An 18,467-nucleotide genomic window follows, 5' to 3' on the forward strand; every position below is an offset into this window, starting at 1 on the left:
CCTCGCGGGTGGCCTTTTGCTTTTGGGCTATGCGTTTCGATTAGCGGGTGGCGCGGCGTGTGCTGCGTACGACCGTGGGGGCCGTGACCGCGCCGGCTGCACCGCCGACCACTGCCCCGACCGGGCCGGCGACGACCGCGCCGGTGCCCGCGCCGACAGCCGCACCGCCGATGCGCTGCTCGGTGGTGTTGCCGCAGGCGCCCAGGGTGAGCGCGGTGGCGGCGATGAAGCTGAGTGTCGAGATTTTCATGGTGCTATCCCAAAGGGTTGAATAGCGTCACAACGTCCTGCCGTAGCGAGATGTTCCGTGCCGCCCTCAGTCGGCGCCTCGGTCTGGATGCCCGGCATCGCGATGCCGCATGGTCGCCGTGCGTAGGGTGTCGCTGACCGCGAACCGCTGCGCGGCTAGACTAGAGCGACTGCCACGCGTTCACAGGCGAGCGAGCACCATGCCCCGCTTCATCTGCCGCCAATGCGGCGCGCACTTTCCCGAGGCTTTGACACCGCCCGAACATTGCCCGATCTGCGCCGACGAGCGCCAATATGTGCGCTGGGGCGGGCAGGACTGGCTGACGCCGCAGGCAATGGCAGCTGAGCACAGCATAGCCTGCGAGCGCGATCACGGCGTGCTGGGCTTTCGCGTTGCGCCGGCCTTCGGCATCGACCAGCGCGCCCTGCTGGTCGAGGCGCCGGGCGGCAATGTGCTCTGGGACTGCATCGGATTGGTCGCGCGGGATGCGGTCGAGGCGATCCGCGCCGCTGGCCCGGTGATCGGTATCGCGATCTCGCACCCTCACTACTACAGCGCGATGGCGGAGTGGGCGAGGGCGCTTGGCGTGCCTGTCCATATCCATGCCGCCGATGCGGCCTTCGTCACGGAGCCGGACCCGGCGATCCAGCATTGGGACGGAGAGGCGCTGCAACTGGGGCCCAGCCTGACCCTGCTGCGGTGCGGTGGTCACTTTCCGGGAGCCACCGTGCTGCATGACGCCACGGGGGCCGGCGCGCTGTATTGCGGCGATACGTTGTAAGTCACGCCCGATCGCCGGCACGTCAGCGTGATGTATTCCTATCCCAACGACATCCCCGTAAACGCCACCACGATTCGGCGGATCCAGGCGGTGCTGGAGCCCTATCGCTTCGACAGGGTCTACGGAGCGTTCCAGGGCCGCGTGATCGCAGCGGGCGCAAAGGCAGCGCTGGCGCGCTCTTTTGCGCGTTACCTCGATGCAATCGCCGGATGATTTCCGAATGGAAATGCAGCTGCGCCCTTGCGATAACCGGAAAAATCCTTATACAGCCGGCATCGCATCAGCCGCACCATTCGCGTGGGCGATGAGGGTCCCTACGATCCGCGTCGCAAGGCTTTCGTTTTTGGACCGGTTTGCCGACAGCGGCGACCGGCGGAGTTGAGACCGATGAAGATCCGCAATTCGCTGAAGTCGCTTCGCGCCCGCCATCGCGACAACCAGCTCGTGCGCCGCAAGGGCCGCGTCTACATCATCAACAAGGTCCAGAAGCGCTTCAAGGCGCGTCAGGGCTGAGTTTTTCGCGCGGTTTCAGAGCTGCGCGACAGACTTCCTTGATTGGACGAAGATAGCGGGGCGCCTGCGGGCGTGGCCCGCTTTTTTCGTCTGTCCGCTCGCCGAGGCGTGAATTGACGCCTCGCGCCGTGACATGGCACGCTGGGGCATGATGAAGATCAGTCTGCTTCCCGCTGTCCTGATTCTGGCGTTTGCCGCCACGGGCTCGTTGAGCACCCTCTCCGCCCAGGATGCGCCGCCGCTCAGGCCGGGAATCGTTCCGCCTCTCGGCAAGGACGACAATCCGGTCGCATCCGCGCCGTTGCGCAGTCCCGCTGCGACGCTCGACCGCCTGTTCGAGCGTTTGGCGGCGGCAAAGACGCCCGAGGAAGCCAAGGGCATCGCCAACCTGATCCAGCGGCGCTGGGCCCGGTCGGGCTCGGATACCGCCGATCTCCTGATGAGCCGTGCCCAGACCGCGATGCGCGACAAGAATCTCGAGCTCGCGATCGAACTGCTCGACCGGATCGTCAGTCTCGATCCCGATTGGGCCGAGGCCTGGAATCAGCGGGCAAACGCGCTGTTCATCGCTGGCGATCCGATACGCTCGATCATCGATATCGGCGAGGCCCTGAAACGCGAGCCGCGCCACTTCGGCGCCATGATGGGGCTCGGTGCCATCCTGCGCCAGCAGGGAGACGACAAGCGCGCCATGGTGGCCTACCGCCGCGCGCTCGAGATCTATCCTCAGCTCGAGGCGGTCAAGGACGCGGTGCAGTCGCTGTCCCTCGATGTCGATGGGCGTGACGCCTGACGGCCAGCACGCCTCCCTGAAATTCTCCCGCAGCGCAAAACCAGGCGGCCTGCGCCAGCGTAGAATCCTCATGCTGATCCGCGCGGCCCTCATCCTCGTCATCGTTGCCGTTGGCGCGCTCGCTATCCACTCCGAATGGCTCGGAATCAGGGCTGAGCGCGATTATCCGCCCGCGGGCGCATTTTTGACCCTGCCGGGGGGGCGTATCCACTATGTCGAGCGCCAGGCGACAGGAGAATCGCATGGCACCGTCGTGCTCGTCCATGGCGCATCCTCGGCGCACGCCGACCTGCTGGCGACGCTGGGACCCGAGCTCGCGCATTACCGCGTGATCGCGCTCGATCGGCCAGGGCATGGCTGGAGCGACCGGATGGAGGGGGAGGCCATGGCCGACCCATCCCGCCAGGCCGCCATCCTGATGCAGGCGCTGGACCAGATCGCACCGGAGCGCTTCGTGCTGGTCGCGCATTCGCTCGCCGGTGCGCTGTCCACCCGCATTGCGCTCGATCATCCCCAGCGGCTGCGCGGCTTGGTCCTGCTGGGTGGGGTGACGCATCCCTGGCCCGGTGGCATCGCCTGGTATCACCATCTTGCCGCCTGGCCCGTGATAGGGCCGGTCTTTACGCGAATTGTCGCGGTTCCGCTGGCGAGCCTGATGCTGGACGCGGGCGCGAACAGCGTCTTCGCGCCGCGCCCGGTCACGCCAGGCTATATCGAAACCGGCGAGATCAGGCTGCTGCTGCGTCCAAAGACCTTTCGCGCAAATTCCCAGGACATCGCTGCAGCCTACGCCTTCGTCACCGCGCAGGCCCCGCGCTATCGCGAGCTGAAGGTGCCGGTCGTGGCTGTCACCGGCGACAGCGATGCGATCGTCTCGCCGACCATCCACTCGGCCGCGATCGCACGGCAGGCGCCGCAGGGCCGCTTCGTGCTGCTGCCGGGTGTCGGCCACATGCCCCACCATGCCGCACCCGAAATCATCGTCGAGGCAGTCGACCAGATGGTCGGTCCGCGCTCCAGCCTGGCGCTGAATCAAGAATAAGCGACCGCCGCGCTGTGTGCGGCAAACACTGCTCGATGCCGTGAAGTCGCAGGCCAATCGAGAAGACCTCCCCTACCGGCGCTTCATTCGGCGCACCCTTGAGCGGGCGCTGGCATCGGTCAACAGCAGGAAGAGCGCCTAGGCACCGTCAAGCCTTGTCGACATGCTCCTTCGCCACGAAGGCGATGCGGACCATGTTGGTTGCGCCCGGCGTTCCGAAGGGCACGCCGGCGACCACGATGATGCGATCGCCGATGGCTGCAAAGTCCTCGCGCACCGCGAATTTGCAGGCGCGGAAGGCCATGTCGTCGGCGTCGCTGGCGTCCTTTGTGATGACCGAATGGACGCCCCAGACAAGCGAGAGCTGTCGCGCCGTGGCGCGGTTGGGCGTGAGCGCCAGCACCGTGGAGTTCGGCCGCTCGCGGGCTAGGCGGAAGGCAGTCGAGCCTGACGACGTCCAGGCGGTGATCACCTTGAGGTGCAGCGTGTCGGCGATCTCATGCGCGGCCTTGGCGATGGCGTCGGCACCGGTCGCTTCCGGCTCGGCGCGCTGGGCCTCGAGAATCGAGCGGTAGACAGACTCGCCTTCGACCTCCTCGGCGATGCGGTTCATCATGGTCACGGCTTCGATCGGATACTGGCCCGCCGCGCTCTCAGCCGACAGCATCACGGCATCGGCGCCCTCGAACACCGCTGTCGCGACGTCCGAGACCTCGGCGCGGGTCGGGACCGGCGCGGTGATCATGCTTTCCAGCATCTGTGTCGCGACGACGACCGGCTTGCCCATGCGACGGCTCATCCGGATGATGCGCTTCTGCGTTCCCGGCACCTTTTCCAAGGGCATCTCGACGCCGAGATCGCCACGCGCGACCATGATCGCGTCCGAGGCCTCGATGATCTCCTCTAGGCGCAGTAGAGCCTGCGGCTTCTCGATCTTGGCCAGCGCCAGGGCGCGCCCGCGCACGATCTTGCGGAGATCAGCCATATCCTCGGGGCGCTGCACGAAGGACAGCGCGATCCAGTCGACGCCGGCATCCGCCGCTGCTTCCGCATCCGAGCGGTCCTTGTCGGTCATGGCGGAGACCGGGATGGTGGTGTCGGGCAGGCTCACGCCCTTGCGGGAGGAAAGGCGGCCGGCGATGGTCACGCGCGTCACGGCCTGCGTCGGCGTGGCCTTCTCCACCACGAGGCGGATCTTGCCGTCGTCGAGGATGAGGTTGTGGCCGGGTTCCAGCGCGGTCAGGATTTCGGGATGGGGCAGGTGCACGCGCTTGACCGTGCCGGGCGTCGGGTCGGAGTCGAGCACGAAGCGCGCGCCCTTCTCCAGCATGACGCCGCCGTCGCCGCCAAACTGGCCGACGCGCAGCTTCGGGCCCTGCAGGTCCGCCAGGATGCCGACGGGGCGCTTGAAGCGGTCTTCGAGCGACCGCAGCATGGCGACGCGTTCGGGCAGCGTGTCGCGCTGCGTGTGGCTCATGTTGATGCGGAAGACGTCCACGCCCGCCTCGAACAGTTTCGCGCACATCTCCACGGTGGCGGACGCCGGCCCGAGGGTGGCGATGATCTTGATCCGGCGCTCGCGCTTCATGTCGATATCCTCTTAGGGTCTTGGCGGCGCGGTGCCGGTGGGGTCGGTCAGCTGGATCGTCCAGCTCTTCTGTTCGCCGGTGTCGACTTCGAAGAAGCCGTCGCGGTCATAGCCGCGCGCCAGGCAATCCGTGATGCCGCGGATCGTGAATTCCTTGTTGCGCGTGCACATGGTGGATTTCCCCGTCCACTGGCCGCCTTTGTCATAGTCGATGGCGTGCACATAGTAGAAGCGCGCCGCCAGCGTGCCGCGCAGCAGGGTCTCGCAGCCGCGTGGCGCGATGTTCCACCAGCCCTCGGTCACCCAGCCCTGCGCGTCGCGATAGCCGATGGCGACCCCGATGCGGCTGGCGGTGGTGTTGCACATGCGCAGGTCGGCAAGCGCCGGCGCGCTGAGCCCGGCGAGGCCAGCCGCGAGCAATGCGAGGCGAAGGAAGATGCGAGCGATTCGGGTCATGGTCTAAGGGTCGATCAGGATGACGCGGCAATCATTGACGTTGGTCAAGGTCGGCCCCGTCCGCAGGAGGTCGCCGAGCGGCTCGAAGAAGCCGGTCGAATCGTTGTCCGCCAGCGATTTGGCAGGAGCGAGGCCGAGGGCTTCCGCTCTCGCCAGGGTCGTGGGGTTGATGATCGCCCCTGCCGGGTCGGTGGCCTCGCCGCCGCCGCCATCGGTGCCGTCGGTGTCGCCCGACAGGGCGACGATGCCCGGCTCGCCCGCCAGTGCGATGGCAAGCGCCAGCGCATATTCCTGGTTCGGCCCGCCACGGCCTTGGCCGCGCAGCGTCACCGTGAGTTCGCCGCCCGAGAGGATCACCGCACGGCGACCCTCGCGCTTCAGCCGCAGAGCCAGCTCTCCATGGGCCGCCGCGACGTCGCGCGCCTCGCCCTCGCAATCGGCTCCCAGGTCATGCACCGCGAAGCCCGCCTGCTCGGCCGCGAGCCGCGCGGCGGCGATGGCGTCGGCCGGGCGCGCGATGATGCGGAACTCGCCATTGGCGAAGGCGGGGTCGCCCGGCTTGGGTGTCTCGTTGTCGCGGTCGTTCAGCAGGTCCCGCGCCGCGGGGGGCAGGTCGAGCCCGTAGCGCGCGACGATCTCGCGCGCTTGCGCCGTCGTGGTCGGATCAGGCACCGTCGGCCCCGACGCGATCGCGGTCGGCTCGTCACCGGGCACGTCCGAGATCGCCAGTGTCAGCACGCGCGCCGGCGCGGCCGCCACTGCCAGCCGGCCGCCCTTGATGCGCGAGAGCCGCTTGCGCACGATGTTCATCTCGCCGATCGGCGCGCCCGAGCGCAGCAGCGCCTTGTTGACCGCCTGCTTCTCGGCAAGGGCGAGCCCGCCGGCAGGCGCGACCCAGTTCGCCGAACCACCACCCGAGAGCAGAACGAGCACGAGATCCCCCGCAGTTGCGGATGTGGCAAGCTCCAGCGCGCGGGTCGCGCTGTCGATGCTGCCCTGGTCGGGCACGGGGTGGCCGGCCGCAATCATCGGGATCTGGCGAGTCGGTGCCTCATAGCCATGCCGGGCGACGGCGTGACCGACGAGGCGATCCGCCGGAAACCCGGCATCGAGGTAATGGGCCTCGGCCAGCGCGGTCATGCTGCCGGCAGCCTTCCCGGCTGCGAGCAGGATCAGGCGACCCGTCCCAGGGGGCGCGGGCAGATGCGCCGGCAGGCAGCCGGCCGGATGCGCACGCGTTACCGCTGCATCGAAAATCCGGCGACCGATTGCGCGCAGATCGTCGCGGTTGGCGCTGAGATCCTGCATGCTTCCCCCAATTCAGCCCGAGAAGCCGTGTCGATTTGGTCGACTTTCGTTGCCGAGTCTTTTAAGTCCCCTGCAGGCGAACGTCATCAGGCTTTTGCCGATATAATCATACTTTTAGAGGCATCGCATGCGATCGGATTTCGCGGCGGGTGAGATCGTCGCCACGCTGGCGCCGGGCGAGGTCGAGGTCATACCGGGCAACCCCGCGACCGGAATGTTGCTGCTCTGCGACCACGCCACCAACGCCATTCCGCCGGAACTGAACGCGCTCGGCCTGCCACCTGCGCAGCTGGAACGCCACATCGCCTATGATATCGGTGCAGCCGAGATGACGCGGGCCATGGCGCGCGCACTGGGCGCACCGGCGGTTCTGAGCAATTTCTCGCGGTTGCTGATCGATCCCAATCGCGGTCTCGACGATCCCACCCTGGTGATGCGCCTGTCCGACGGCGCGATCGTGCCCGGCAACCGCCATCTCGACGATGCCGGGATCGCCGCACGGATCGCCCGCTATTACGCGCCCTACGACGCTGCCATCGACACCTGCGTAGAAGCGGCCATCGCGGCCGGTCATCCGCCCGCGATCATTTCGCTGCACTCCTTCACGCCGTTCTGGAAGAGCGCGGCCCGGCCCTGGCACATCGGCGTGCTCTGGGACCATGACGGGGCCCTATCGCAACTGCTGATCGCTGCGCTGCAGCAGGAGAGCGATCTCGTGGTCGGCGACAACGAGCCCTATAATGGCGGGCTGCCCGGCGACACCATCGACCGCCACGCGACCCGGCGCGGCCTTCCCGACACGTTGATCGAGGTCCGGCAGGACCTGATAGCCAGCGACGCCACCGCGCGCGACTGGGGTCTGCGGCTGGCGCGCATCCTGCCATCCTGTGTCGCGGCGTTGGACCAGGGCGGTGCGAACGGCACCGCCTGAGACATCGCGTCTGTTGAGGGCGGCTGCTGCGTGGGTTGACGCCGGCCCCCGCGCGGTGCGAACCCTCCGGCCAAATCTCCCCACCCGATACATTCAAACCATCGAGAAGGACATCAGATGGACGATCCGGTTGCTGGCGACCAGCTCAAGAGCATTGTCGAGCGCATCGAGCGCCTCGAGGAAGAGAAGAAGACGATCTCCGACGACATCAAGGAGGTCTACGCCGAGGCCAAGGGCAATGGCTACGACGTGAAGGTGCTGCGCAAGGTCATTGCGATCCGCAAGCGCGACGCCAATGAGCGTGCCGAGGAAGAGGCGATCCTCGACCTCTATCTCCAGGCGGTCGGCGAAAGCGCCTGAGCCAGAACAATCCCGTCATTGCGAGCTTAGCGAAGCAATCCAGCAGGGCACAGCGCCCGACTCCGCCGGATTATGTCGTCATGCTCGCCATGACGGGCGCGGGAGGCGGCCTGCTTCCTCCCCATCACGCTACGTGATGCGGCGCATCACGCGATTTCGCGTGGCATGCCGCTCCACACTTGCCAGTCTGTCGATCTCGCCCAACGGAGATCGCCATGCTGCTCGTCGGAATGCTGGACAGCCCCTATGTACGCCGCGCGGCCGTCACAGCGACGCTGCTGGGCCTTGAGTTCGAGCATCGCTCGGTCTCTGTCTTCCGGCACATGGATGCCTTCCGTGCCATCAACCCGCTGATCAAGGCTCCGTCGCTCGTCTGCGACGATGGCACTGTGATCACCGATTCCAGCCTGATCATCCATCATTTCGAGGACGTCGCCGGCCGCTCGCTGCGGCCTGACGAGCTTGCTGCCCGTGCCCGCGACCTGAGCCTGACCGGGATCGGCATCGTAGCCGCCGACAAGGCCGTCTCGATCGAATACGAACGCAAGCGGCCTGAAGCACAGCGTTACGCTCCCTGGCAGGAGCGCATCGTCGCCCAGCTCGACACCGCGCTCGACCTGCTCGATGCGGCTGCAACCCGCGGTGAGGTCGCGGCCGGGCCGCAATTGAGGCCTGGCGACATCGCCGCTGCGATCGCCTGGGGCTTTTGCCGCTTCGTGATCCCTGACTACGCGCCGGAGGCACGCTGGCCCGCGCTGGCGGCACAAGCCACTGCATGCGAGGCGCTGGACGTCTTCAAGCTCTGGCCGATCGACCGCGAGGCGCCCTGAGGCGCGGCGTCAGTTCTGGACGAAATTCGTCGGCAGCGAGCGCACGGCAGGTCCGCTGAACGAGCCCGTCTTGGCGTCGCTGGGGTCGGCATGGCTGAACCCGAGCGAAGCGGCGGGTCCCGGCGCCTGGATAGGCGCCGCCGTTGCGGGTTGTGTCGTGCGCGCCCGCGTCGTCGCGACGGTGACGGGCTTTCCCTCCTGAGCGCTGCCGCGCGTAACGGTCGCAAACAGCGAGTCGAGGCCCGAGCGGTCGGCGTCGTATTGCGTTACGATCGGCGTCTGCGCGGAGGCTGTCGCAGTCGCCGGTGCGCTCGGCGCGTGCCGGCTGGACGTCGGCGCCGCGACCACGGCCACGCCGCCGACCTGCGGCCGGCTTGGCGGCAACGGGTGGGTGATTGTCACGAGCTTGCCCGGGGGCAGGGCCGTCGGCTGAGCCTGCGCCTGTGTCTCGTCCGTGCCGCGCAGCCCGGCGAGGGCCAGATTGGCGAGCGCGGCCGGCCGTGTCGGCGGAATCGGCGCCGCCATGGGTGTGCCGGTTGCGAGCTCGAGCTTGGTTGTCGCGGCGGTCTCGATCAGGGCGGCCATCTGATCCGGCCTGCGCGGCGGCAGGGAGGCCAGGACCAGCTTGTCTGTCACGCTCGCACCACTCTGGGCGGCAAAGGCGAGCGCACCGTTGGTGGCTGGCAGTGCGGCGAGTTGCGTCGCCTCGCCCGGCTCGGCTGGAATGGGAAGGCTGCGCGGGCGGGCGAGCGGGATCGGAGCGTCGATGAGCCGGGGACGCTTGTCCTCCGGCGCTGCGGCCGGGGCAGGGGCGGGCGGCGGCGCAAGCGCTGCGACCTGCTGCTCCTGGGGCTCGACGGTTCTCGGCGCAAGACGCTCCGAGCGTTCGCGCACGACGCTGCGGGCGGCAGGCTCCGGCGCCGGCGCGATCGGCGTCGACGTTGCGAAACGCCCGCCATCGTTTGAGTTGCTGTCGTCGCGCCGGTTCGGCGTGGCATAGGCCATCACTGTCGGCTGCGGCCTGGCGGCGCCACGACGACCGCGGGTCGGCCGGGCATCGGCCTCCTCGTCGTCACCGCCGAACAGGCTCGCCCACAGGCTCTTGCTGCCCGATGCGATCGCCGCGCCCTCGTCGGAAGCCGCCGATGCGTAGCCTGCGACGGCGCCGCCGCCGGACTCGATTTCGGCGCGCGCCATTTCATAGCCGCCGAGCGGCCTGCCATCGGCGGGGAGATGCACGGTCTTCTCGTCGGGGAACAGCCGCACGAGCTGGTCGCGGGTCATGCGCGGCCAGGAGCGAACGGACCCGGCATCGAGATGGACGAATGGGGTGTGGGCGCCCGGGTAGAACCCGACGCCGCCGCGCTGGAGCCGCATGCCGGCCTCGCGGATACGGGCCGTCGGCGTGTCGGGAAGGTAGAAATCCATCGCCTTGCCGAGCGTGTGCTGGCTGTGCTTGGCCACGGCGCGCGAACGCCGGCGCAGCATCGCGTTCGTACCGGGCGCACGATAGGCCGAGACGACGTGGAAAGGTTGTTCCGAGCCGACCATGCGCTGGACTTCCCACGCGACGTCGAACAGGCGCGGGTCCATCCGGATGGGCTCGTCGGTGCGCCAGTCGCGCAGGGCCCAATTCAGCTTCTCCAGGCCCTCGGAGACATAGCGGCCGTCGCGCCTGAAGGTGACTGTCGTCTCCTCCTTGGTATGCATGTGCCGGATCGTGATGGTGCGCGTATCGCCATTGGCGACGGCATTCTGCGTGCCGCGCACGCCGACCAGCATCGCCGCAGCCGCGACCCCGAGCACCAGCGCATGGCGCAGGGCGGCTTTCGGGCAGGCCGGATGCTGTCTTGATTGCTTGGCGATGGACTTAGCCAATCTGCTTGACCCGTCTCGATGGCGCCGGGAAGGCGCGCGATGAACGTGAACGAACAGTTACCGAGAAGCGTTAATGGAAGGTTAGCAAGCCGGCAACGCCTTGCAACGACTTTTCACCCCCGCCCAGTCTTCCACAGCTGGCTAATCGTGGAAGATGGCGAAACCGTGCTCGCAGGCGCTGCTGGGCTCAGCCCTGCTGTTCCAGCGCCTGTCGCACTAGCCTGTGGAACCCGTACAGGTCCTGGAACGTCGTCAGGTGGCCATTCGCCCCGACCACATGCGTGTTGTAGACGAGATGGATCGGGATCGCGGTCGGCAGGTTGATCCGGCGCTCGCCGGAGCCGATCAGCCGCTTCAGCCGTTCGTGGCTCCATTCCGGGCCCAGCACCTGGTCGGCCAGCAGGAAGGGATTGTCGACGCGCACGCAGCCATGGCTTAAGGCACGCCGCTCATTGGCGAAGAGCCGGCGGTTGGGCGTGTCGTGCAGGTAGACGGCATGGTCGTTGGGGAACATGAACTTGATCCAGCCGAGCGCATTGCGCTCTCCCGGCGGCTGCCGCACCGAAATCGAGCCGTTGCGGCCGCGCGTGACGACATAGCCGCGCTTGGTGGCATAGTCGGGATCGGCCGCAAGCCCTGGCACGAACTCCTTCTTGAGGATCGAGGGCGGCACGTACCAGGATGGATTCACGATGACGTGGTCCATCTTGTGCGAGAAGATAGGCGTCGCCGATTCCGGCTTGCCGACGATGGCGCGGGTCTGGTGCACGAGCTTGCCGTCCCGGATCACGCGGACCTGGAACTCCGGCACATTGACCATGATGTGGGTGGCGCCGAGATCGGGCGGCAGCCAGCGCCAGCGCTCCATCTGGGCGACGATGTCCTGCTCGCCGCGTGCGGTTGCCGGGGTGCCGAGGGCGGCCAGCGTCTGGGCGCTCAGGATGCCATTGGCACGCAGGCCGGCCTGCTTCTGGAAGTCGGCCAGTGCGAGCGAGGTCGAGCGATCGAAAACGGGTTCCTCTGACGGCCCCAGCCCCAGGCGGGCACGCACCAGCGGCACGCGGTCGTCGCGCATGCCGAGCTTCAGCGGCGGGCCGGCGGGAATGCGCACCAGGGGGGTGTCGTCGAGATGCTCGCGCAGTTCGGCGAGCTTTGCCTTGAGCCGGCGATAGCCTTCATGGGGCGGGTTGTAGGCGGCAAGCGTGGCACCAGCGTCCGGAACGGCTGTCAGCTCGGAGAGGACCTCCGTCGCACTCGGCAGGTACAGCGTCGGCGTGATCAGCTTCGACAACCGCCGCGGGTCGATGCGGCCGCCGCGCGCATCGCGGGCATAGAGCACGGCCAGCGCCGAGAGCCTGACATCGGCCTCCGCGAGGCTTCCCTTGTCGCTCGCCTCGAAGGCCGGCAGCGGATAGTCGGTCGCCCTCAGGCCGTCCTCGGAGGCGCGGCCGAGGTGGGTTACGAGGCGCAGCGCGCCCTCGCTCCAGCCCTTGTCCTTGATCCAGAACGGCCGGTTCTCATTGGCCTGGTAGGCGGCGAGGATTTCCGCGCGCTCGCGCTCGTTCAGGCGCGGCAGCGCCAGCCCCTGCTCGAGACGCGTTGCGATCTCGGCGGCGAGTTCGGGAGCGGGCTGGGCCTGCACGACGGCCTTGGGCGCATCGCTCGGTGCAGTGCCGGGCGCGACGGTGCCTGCATCGGGGGCCGCAGAGCGCATCGGTTCGCTGTGCGGCTGCATCTGCGGCACGGGCGCCGGCGCGGCCGGAATGAGCTCCGGATCGGTCGCCGGCATCTCGATTGCGGGGATGTCGAGTGCCGCGGGACGATCGTCGACGCCTTGCGAGGTTGCCGGGGACGGCTGGACCTCGATGGCTGCAAGACCGCTCGCAGGCTGCTGGGACGGCGATACCGTGCCGGTGACCATGCCGCGCTCGGTGTCCTGGGAGGCCGGTGCCTCGACCTTGACCACGACATCCGGAGCCGAGGGCGGGCGCCCAGTCTCGGCCGCGATGTCGCCGTTCAGGATGACGAGAGCGGGCTGCTCGGGCAGGGGGACGCCGAGATCGGGGTCGGTTTGAGGTGCGCCCTGTGCGAAGGCGCTGCTCAGGCCAAGCGCAAGAACCAGTGTCAGTGCGGAGGCCGAATTCAAGCCCGCCCGGTGGCGACGACGCATGGTCGTTATTCCCAATCTTTCGCTCGATTCAACGCAAGTCCTGCGTGAATCGGGTGGCTACGACAAGATGCGGCGGCGCAACAGCCGTCGCGATTCGAGAGGGGCGGTCAGGCTGCGTCGGAGCCTTCGGACGCGGCTTCGGTATCGATCAGCCCGTAATCCTTGAGCTTTCGATAAAGCGTCGAGCGACCGATGCCGAGCTTGCGCGAAACCTCGGACATATGGCCGCGGTAATGGGCCAGCGCGAAGGTGATGATCTCGCGCTCGAGATCGTCGAGCTTGCGCATGTCCGAGCCGGCGACGAGCTCGATCGAGTTGGGATCGCGCACCGGCATCTGGATGATTCGCGGCGTGTCGTTGCGGGGGTCGTGGCGCACCATCGAGGCCGGGACGGGCGGGATGCGCACGTCGAACCCCTCCATCTGCGCGGCGATCTGCGGGAACTCTGCGACCGTGAGCTCGTCGCTGTCTGCCAGCACCACAGCCCGGAACATCGCGTTCTCGAGTTGGCGGACATTGCCCGGCCAGTCATAGCCGGAGATCAGCGCAAGGGCCTCCGGGGTGATGCCGCGCAGCTTCTTGCCCTCCTCGGCGCCGAAGCGGGCCAGGAAGCCGCGTGCGAGATCGGCGATGTCTTCGTGGCGTTGGCGCAGCGGCGGCAGCGTGATCGGGAAGACGTTGAGGCGGTAGTACAGGTCCTCGCGAAACTCGCCCGCCTTGACCTGGTCGAGGAGGCTCTTGTTCGTCGCTGAAATGATCCGGATGTCGACGCGCACGGACTTCTTGCCGCCGACGGGGTCGACCTCGCCCTCCTGGATCGCGCGCAGCAGCTTGACCTGCGCGTCGAGCGGAAGCTCGCCGACCTCGTCGAGGAACAGCGTGCCGCCATGGGCCTCGACGAACTTGCCGATATGGCGCTCGGTCGCGCCGGTGAACGCACCCTTCTCGTGGCCGAACAGGATGGACTCGACGAGATTATGAGGAATGGCGCCGCAATTGACCGTGACGAACGGCTTGCCCTTGCGGTCGCTCGAGCCCTGGATTGCGCGTGCCAGCACCTCCTTGCCGACGCCGGATTCGCCTTCGATCAGGATCGGGATGTTGGACTTGGCGGCGCGCTCCGCCAGCAGGACCACGCGGGCCATGTCGGGGCTCTTGGTCGCCAGGTCGCGGAAGCCGAGCTGTCCGGAAGCGCGGCGCTTGATATGGCGCAGCTCATGTTCCAGCGCGCCGACCTTCAGCGCGTTCTTCAGCGAGATCTGCAGGCGTTCGGCCCCGACGGGCTTGACCACGAAGTCGACGGCGCCCGCGCGCATCGCGGCAATCACGGTCTCGATCGAGCCATTGCCAGTCTGCACGATGACGGGGGTCTCGATGGCACGCTCGCGCAGGGCGGCGAGCAGGCCCATCCCGTCGAGTTCGGGCATGACGAGGTCGAGTACGACGGCATCGATGCGGTCGCCCTCGGCGCCGCCGAGCAGCCTCAGCGCCTCGGCTCCGCTTTCCGCCGTCACGACCTCGTAGCCAAAACGCTTCAGCATGGCATCGAGGAGGCGGCGCTGTACGGGATCGTCGTCGACGACGAGAACGGTGGCGGTCATGTAACCTCGGAGGCCAGGCGGTGCGGAGAACCAATGCCCAGACGGGGAATCGGCTGTTCCGTTCTGGGGCATCCTCGGCCAGAACGGTTAAGCGGCGCTTAAGATGCCAATTGCCAACATCAGTCCGCTTGAGGCGACCGATGTGCCGGCGGCTGTCCAGTCGGTGACGCTTCTCTCGGGGGAGGCTGACAATGACGGGCTCGGCGGCATCCATTGCCGAGCGGGTGGAACGACGCCGATCCAGTCCCTCGAGGCACCTATTGGGAGGAGAAGAGCCGGCTCGTGTCGGAGCCGGACGAGCCGACCGCGATCGCGGGGTTGGACACTCGCCTGCCCATGTCGTCGCGCATGCGCAGGATGGGAACTGAACACAGGACCAGACAGACGCCCCGACGCGAGCGATCAGCCGGAATCTGCGCGAGCGCACTTCTGCCTTCGACGACATGACCAAGAAGCCGAGCGAGGCGGTCGCCAATGTCGAGGTGACGAGCGCCGATCAGGCTGATTTTAGCGCAGCCCTAAACAACATGATCGAAGATGCAGTATCGCGCGGTAAGATGCTGTATCTCGATCCCGGGCTCTACTGGGCGCAAGACATTTGTTCTCCGCGACAAGCTCCATCTACAAGGCGTCTTTGGCGCAACCACCGTCAAGCTGCCGGACGGCCCTGGTAGGCCGATCTTCAACGATCCGAATATCGGCGCATCGACCAGCCTGAAGTTTTTAGGTTTCAGCGGCTTGATCATCAATGGCAATGCCGCGAATTTCAGCGTTTCGGCACTGCCCAAGTCGAACATTGCGCTTGCTGACTTTGAGAAGCTCTATCTCAAGGATGTAATCTCGCAGAATGCGACGGTACGGCCTCGGCCTGGAAGCAAGATTGGGGACGGACCAGAATGGCCCCCAGACGCAACTCGACATGGAGAACGTCGGCCTACTTAACACTCGCACCGGAATGCTCGCCGCAGCCCACACATTCGACGTCCTGATTGCGAAGAAGCTCGACTTCCTGGCAGCCGCTGCAACTTTGGTCCTTCCCGAAGGTGGGGAGATATTTGATGTCGCAGGCAGTACAAATATCACGTCAGTCAGGTCATCGCCGCTCGTGGCGGCACCGAGCATCCCAGGCGCGCTGAGACGCAATTGCCGTTTCACACTTTGCGGTTCCGGGGGACTGCCACAATGACCGCCGCAACTGGAGAGATCTATCTCGCGGCGGGCGAGTCGCCACGAGCGCTCAGCAGTCGCGGCACGATCACACTGGTGTCAAACGGGGGCAATGAGGTCCCACAGATTCCGCTGCTAATAACTGAGATCTGGCAGAACTTACACATCCGCGCCAAAGCGCTTCAAGTGTCTGATAGGCAAGTCGTCTGTGTAAGGCACGAAATTGACCGGGTCTACCGCCTGCACGGCGGTGGACAACATCAGAAGGCAGACGTGATAGAATGGGTGAAAGCGCGGAAGCATATTTAGCCACTCGTCGCTGGCTCGGAGTTTATTAAACGCGGCTGTCATGCTTCCTAGCACGCCCCATCCCAAATGGGCGGTCGGTAGTCTTCGAAGGCTGAGGTGGTAGCCGTGGAGCGGCCTGAAATTGGCGCCTTCTGGCGGCAATATGTGGCTCTTCTCCACGACCATCATGTACAGCAGATCCTCGTCGTTCGTGTTGTGCAGATCCACGTCGGGGATCACGACCGGGTAATAGGCGTCCGAGCGGGTGAAGTGGAGTCCCGTCATCTTGCGGGTGTTTGGTCTGACGATATTGCTGTATGGCAGGCCGGTCGTTGCCATATTCGCCCGGTGAAGCGGCAGGACATCCTCAAGAACGAGGATGTCCGCGTCTCCTATGTATGTGTAATCGGCCTTGATTTGCGGCTCTTCTATGAACCTTAAAACGCTTGGACTGCACCTCCCGAAGTCGGCCTCCCGGATCAAGGCTCTATCGTTAAAGAGGCGCTTCAGTGCTGCCCGGCTGTTCGGGAATTTTTCGTCAAACCTGTCTAGATTTTCGACGCATACCTCGACAGTCGCTTCCCGGTTCGAAAACAACGCGGAAGTGGCATAGGGCAACGCGAACATTTCATATTTGGCGTCAACCGAAGTAAAAAAATGAAGCGACAAAGAATCCCCCATATTATTTCGCAGTTAGCTGGTCTGGCAGAAGCCGAATGATTAATAGACCTAAAAGTAGATTAGCCGTTATGATTGCGAATACATACGGAAGCCAATGCCAATCGCTGATATAAGATGGATAAAAAGCGGTTCGGCCGAAATCAATGATGTGGGTTAGAGGAAAAAAGAACAATATCTGCTGCACCTGCCCTGGCAGTGCTCCGGGGATAAAGAAAACTCCAGACGCGACCCAATAAAGCGGGATGATCAGGAAGCCAATAAACAGTGCGATCGGTAGTAGTATGCTGATAAGCCCCAACAATGCCCCTGTGCTGACGCCCAATACATAAGCGATGAGAAGCGTGAACAGAACCCCCGGCGGGTCATATACGAAGACATCGAACCCGGCGACAGCGAGAACCGAATAAACGACCGTTACAATCAAGACGGCATTGATCATCTCGACCCAAGCACGAGCAAAAATGATGTCGGTCAGGCGGATGATCGGGAACGAGAGAAGCGGTTTGTTGTGGGAGAACGCGATCGCCATCTTCTGATGTGTGTACGACCAGACCACAAACGGCAAAACCGCCGAAGTGAGATAGAGCGTTACATCAGTTCCAATAGGCGCGCGCCTGCCCACAAAATGGTAGATCAGCAACAAAACCACTATGTGAGCCAGCGGGATCAACAACCCGAACAGAAAGCCGAAGTAGCTGGCGCCGAAGCGGGTTTTGAAGTCGCGCAGGCCAAGCGCATAAACCGAGCGGGCGTGCTGGATGAGCGCACGCATTAAGGGGCTGTCTATACGAGCGGTCGCGGGCCGTTTGGTCATCCGCCTCGCTTACGTGAACGCAGTCTCCCCAGCAACTACTGCCCACCCGCGCCGCCCGCCTCGCGCGGGCTTTTTCATGTCTGGAGCACGTACATGAACATACGCGAGGGCAAGCGCTCTGCTTTCGCTTGGCCGTCCGCCATGCCTGTGATTTTCAAAGGCGCCGCAAAGCGCTTGGACGATATTGACTTGCCGCGCATCGGCAATCGCATTGGAGTTGATGAGGACGAGATTCATGCTGTGCGGGAGGTCGAGGCGGCAGGCTCCGGCTTCGACAGCTAGGGGCGCGTCAAACGCTCTATGCGCCGCACAAGGCTTACGCGCGCTCCTCCGGCGTCACGCGCCGGCGCTTTGCGTAGCGCAGCGCCGGCACGGCGGACATGGCCGGCCCACAGGTCTCTAAAGTGAGGTTGTCGAGGCAACACTTTGGAGAGAGGCCGACCATGACCAAGCGCTTTTCTACTCCCACCGGCGCCGTGCTGGTAGCGATCGACATGTCCAAGTACCGCCAGGAGGCCCTGATCGAGCGACCGGAAGGTGGTCGACGCCGGCGGATGACCGTGATGGCGGCCAAGCAGGGCTACGACCGCCTGGCTGTGGACCTTGCCGCGATCGGACGACCGATCCTCGTCGGCTTCGAGGCTACCGGCAACTACCATCGCACGCTCGGCTACCGGCTGCTGAGGGCAGGTTTCGAGCTGCGGCTGTTCTCCTCGGTCGCGCTGGCCCGTACCCGGGAGGCGCGCACAACGGTTGGGACAAGAACGATCCCAAGGATGCCTAGGCCGTCGACTCATTACCGCGTAGCCAGATTCTGACGCATGCGAGCTTAAGGCTTGCCAGGAAGTTCTCCGCGAGCTTGTCGTAGCGTGTGGCGACGCGTCGGAGCTGTTTGATCTTGTTGAAGAAGCGCTCGATCAGGCTCCTGTCCTGTAGAGGTGCCGGCTGAAGCAGATCGGGTCGTTCCGATTGCGTTTGGGCGGGATGTTGGACCAGGCTCCGCGTTCACCGACGAG

The 18,467-nt window shown here is 65.6% G+C and carries 19 protein-coding genes and 2 pseudogenes; 11 read left to right on the top strand and 10 right to left on the bottom strand.

Annotated features, from left to right (window positions below; genetic code table 11):
- Nucleotides 1-40: 40 nt before the first annotated feature.
- Entirely contained in the window at nt 41-250 is a 210-nt protein-coding gene (locus AC1D2L_RS16545; RefSeq protein WP_476846980.1) for a hypothetical protein, read from the bottom strand.
- Nucleotides 251-449: 199 nt separating this feature from the next.
- Between AC1D2L_RS16545 and AC1D2L_RS16550 the strand changes: the two genes are divergently transcribed.
- The 5 genes from AC1D2L_RS16550 (at nt 450) to AC1D2L_RS16570 (ending at nt 3,379) form a co-directional block, all read left to right on the top strand.
- Complete coding sequence (locus tag AC1D2L_RS16550; protein WP_476846981.1) at nt 450-1,031, top strand: MBL fold metallo-hydrolase; 582 nt, start codon at nt 450-452, stop codon at nt 1,029-1,031.
- 30 nt (nt 1,032-1,061) lie between these two features.
- Nucleotides 1,062-1,244: a hypothetical protein gene (locus AC1D2L_RS16555; RefSeq protein WP_476846982.1), complete on the top strand. Its 183-nt coding sequence runs from the start codon at nt 1,062-1,064 to the stop codon at nt 1,242-1,244.
- A gap of 174 nt (nt 1,245-1,418) precedes the next feature.
- Nucleotides 1,419-1,544 (top strand): type B 50S ribosomal protein L36, encoded by a 126-nt coding sequence (ykgO, locus tag AC1D2L_RS16560; protein WP_038363015.1) that lies wholly within the window; start codon nt 1,419-1,421, stop codon nt 1,542-1,544.
- Between the two features lie 148 nt (nt 1,545-1,692).
- Nucleotides 1,693-2,337, top strand: coding sequence for a tetratricopeptide repeat protein (locus AC1D2L_RS16565; protein ID WP_476846983.1), 645 nt, complete (start codon nt 1,693-1,695; stop codon nt 2,335-2,337).
- Nucleotides 2,315-3,379, top strand: coding sequence for an alpha/beta fold hydrolase (locus tag AC1D2L_RS16570; protein ID WP_476846984.1), 1,065 nt, complete (start codon nt 2,315-2,317; stop codon nt 3,377-3,379). Before AC1D2L_RS16565 ends, AC1D2L_RS16570 begins: the two co-directional genes overlap by 23 nt.
- Nucleotides 3,380-3,527: 148 nt before the next feature.
- Here the strand turns inward: AC1D2L_RS16570 and pyk are convergent, their stop codons facing one another.
- From pyk to AC1D2L_RS16585, 3 genes are read right to left on the bottom strand one after another with little or no spacing between them, the layout of a single operon-like run.
- Nucleotides 3,528-4,967: a pyruvate kinase gene (gene pyk, locus AC1D2L_RS16575; RefSeq protein WP_476846985.1), complete on the bottom strand. Its 1,440-nt coding sequence runs from the start codon at nt 4,965-4,967 to the stop codon at nt 3,528-3,530.
- A 12-nt stretch (nt 4,968-4,979) separates the two neighbouring features.
- The gene (locus AC1D2L_RS16580; protein ID WP_476846986.1) at nt 4,980-5,423 is read right to left on the bottom strand and encodes a DUF1036 domain-containing protein; all 444 of its coding nucleotides are present in this window, start codon (nt 5,421-5,423) and stop codon (nt 4,980-4,982) included.
- A gap of 3 nt (nt 5,424-5,426) precedes the next feature.
- The gene (locus tag AC1D2L_RS16585) at nt 5,427-6,731 is read right to left on the bottom strand and encodes a glycerate kinase type-2 family protein (protein ID WP_476846987.1); all 1,305 of its coding nucleotides are present in this window, start codon (nt 6,729-6,731) and stop codon (nt 5,427-5,429) included.
- Nucleotides 6,732-6,858: 127 nt separating this feature from the next.
- On the opposite strand from AC1D2L_RS16585, the gene AC1D2L_RS16590 reads away from it, so the two are divergent.
- The 3 genes from AC1D2L_RS16590 (at nt 6,859) to AC1D2L_RS16600 (ending at nt 8,852) form a co-directional block, all read left to right on the top strand.
- Entirely contained in the window at nt 6,859-7,662 is an 804-nt protein-coding gene (locus AC1D2L_RS16590; protein WP_476846988.1) for an N-formylglutamate amidohydrolase, read from the top strand.
- 117 nt (nt 7,663-7,779) lie between these two features.
- Nucleotides 7,780-8,022, top strand: a complete 243-nt coding sequence (locus AC1D2L_RS16595; protein WP_103872584.1) for a DUF2312 domain-containing protein — start codon at nt 7,780-7,782, stop codon at nt 8,020-8,022.
- A gap of 215 nt (nt 8,023-8,237) precedes the next feature.
- A complete protein-coding gene (locus tag AC1D2L_RS16600) occupies nt 8,238-8,852 on the top strand; it encodes a glutathione S-transferase family protein (RefSeq protein ID WP_476846989.1) in 615 nt (204 codons plus the stop codon).
- A gap of 9 nt (nt 8,853-8,861) precedes the next feature.
- Here AC1D2L_RS16600 and AC1D2L_RS16605 read toward each other — a convergent pair whose 3' ends face one another.
- The 3 genes from AC1D2L_RS16605 to AC1D2L_RS16615 all read right to left on the bottom strand — a co-directional run bounded on the left by AC1D2L_RS16605 (nt 8,862) and on the right by AC1D2L_RS16615 (nt 14,501).
- Nucleotides 8,862-10,730 (bottom strand): peptidoglycan L,D-endopeptidase MepK, encoded by a 1,869-nt coding sequence (locus AC1D2L_RS16605; protein ID WP_476846990.1) that lies wholly within the window; start codon nt 10,728-10,730, stop codon nt 8,862-8,864.
- Between the two features lie 187 nt (nt 10,731-10,917).
- Entirely contained in the window at nt 10,918-12,900 is a 1,983-nt protein-coding gene (locus tag AC1D2L_RS16610) for a L,D-transpeptidase family protein (protein ID WP_476846991.1), read from the bottom strand.
- A 107-nt stretch (nt 12,901-13,007) separates the two neighbouring features.
- The gene (locus AC1D2L_RS16615; RefSeq protein ID WP_476846992.1) at nt 13,008-14,501 is read right to left on the bottom strand and encodes a sigma-54-dependent transcriptional regulator; all 1,494 of its coding nucleotides are present in this window, start codon (nt 14,499-14,501) and stop codon (nt 13,008-13,010) included.
- Between the two features lie 537 nt (nt 14,502-15,038).
- Here AC1D2L_RS16615 and AC1D2L_RS16620 point away from each other — a divergent pair.
- Complete coding sequence (locus tag AC1D2L_RS16620) at nt 15,039-15,443, top strand: hypothetical protein (RefSeq protein WP_476846993.1); 405 nt, start codon at nt 15,039-15,041, stop codon at nt 15,441-15,443.
- 384 nt (nt 15,444-15,827) lie between these two features.
- Here AC1D2L_RS16620 and AC1D2L_RS16625 read toward each other — a convergent pair whose 3' ends face one another.
- Together AC1D2L_RS16625 and AC1D2L_RS16630 are read right to left on the bottom strand one after the other, a co-directional pair.
- The gene (locus tag AC1D2L_RS16625; protein WP_476846994.1) at nt 15,828-16,625 is read right to left on the bottom strand and encodes a hypothetical protein; all 798 of its coding nucleotides are present in this window, start codon (nt 16,623-16,625) and stop codon (nt 15,828-15,830) included.
- Between the two features lie 13 nt (nt 16,626-16,638).
- The gene (locus tag AC1D2L_RS16630) at nt 16,639-17,409 is read right to left on the bottom strand and encodes an ABC transporter permease (RefSeq protein WP_476846995.1); all 771 of its coding nucleotides are present in this window, start codon (nt 17,407-17,409) and stop codon (nt 16,639-16,641) included.
- A 135-nt stretch (nt 17,410-17,544) separates the two neighbouring features.
- On the opposite strand from AC1D2L_RS16630, the gene AC1D2L_RS16635 reads away from it, so the two are divergent.
- Both AC1D2L_RS16635 and AC1D2L_RS16640 read left to right on the top strand, forming a co-directional pair.
- Nucleotides 17,545-17,733: a hypothetical protein gene (locus tag AC1D2L_RS16635; RefSeq protein ID WP_476846996.1), complete on the top strand. Its 189-nt coding sequence runs from the start codon at nt 17,545-17,547 to the stop codon at nt 17,731-17,733.
- A gap of 161 nt (nt 17,734-17,894) precedes the next feature.
- A pseudogene (locus tag AC1D2L_RS16640) lies at nt 17,895-18,232 on the top strand (IS110 family transposase); the annotation flags it as partial.
- On the opposite strand, the pseudogene AC1D2L_RS16645 reads toward AC1D2L_RS16640, so the two are convergent.
- Nucleotides 18,232-18,467: pseudogene (locus AC1D2L_RS16645) on the bottom strand (transposase); the annotation flags it as partial. The pseudogenes AC1D2L_RS16640 and AC1D2L_RS16645 overlap by 1 nt on opposite strands.

The organism is Allobosea sp. P1_B10, from assembly GCF_056406735.1.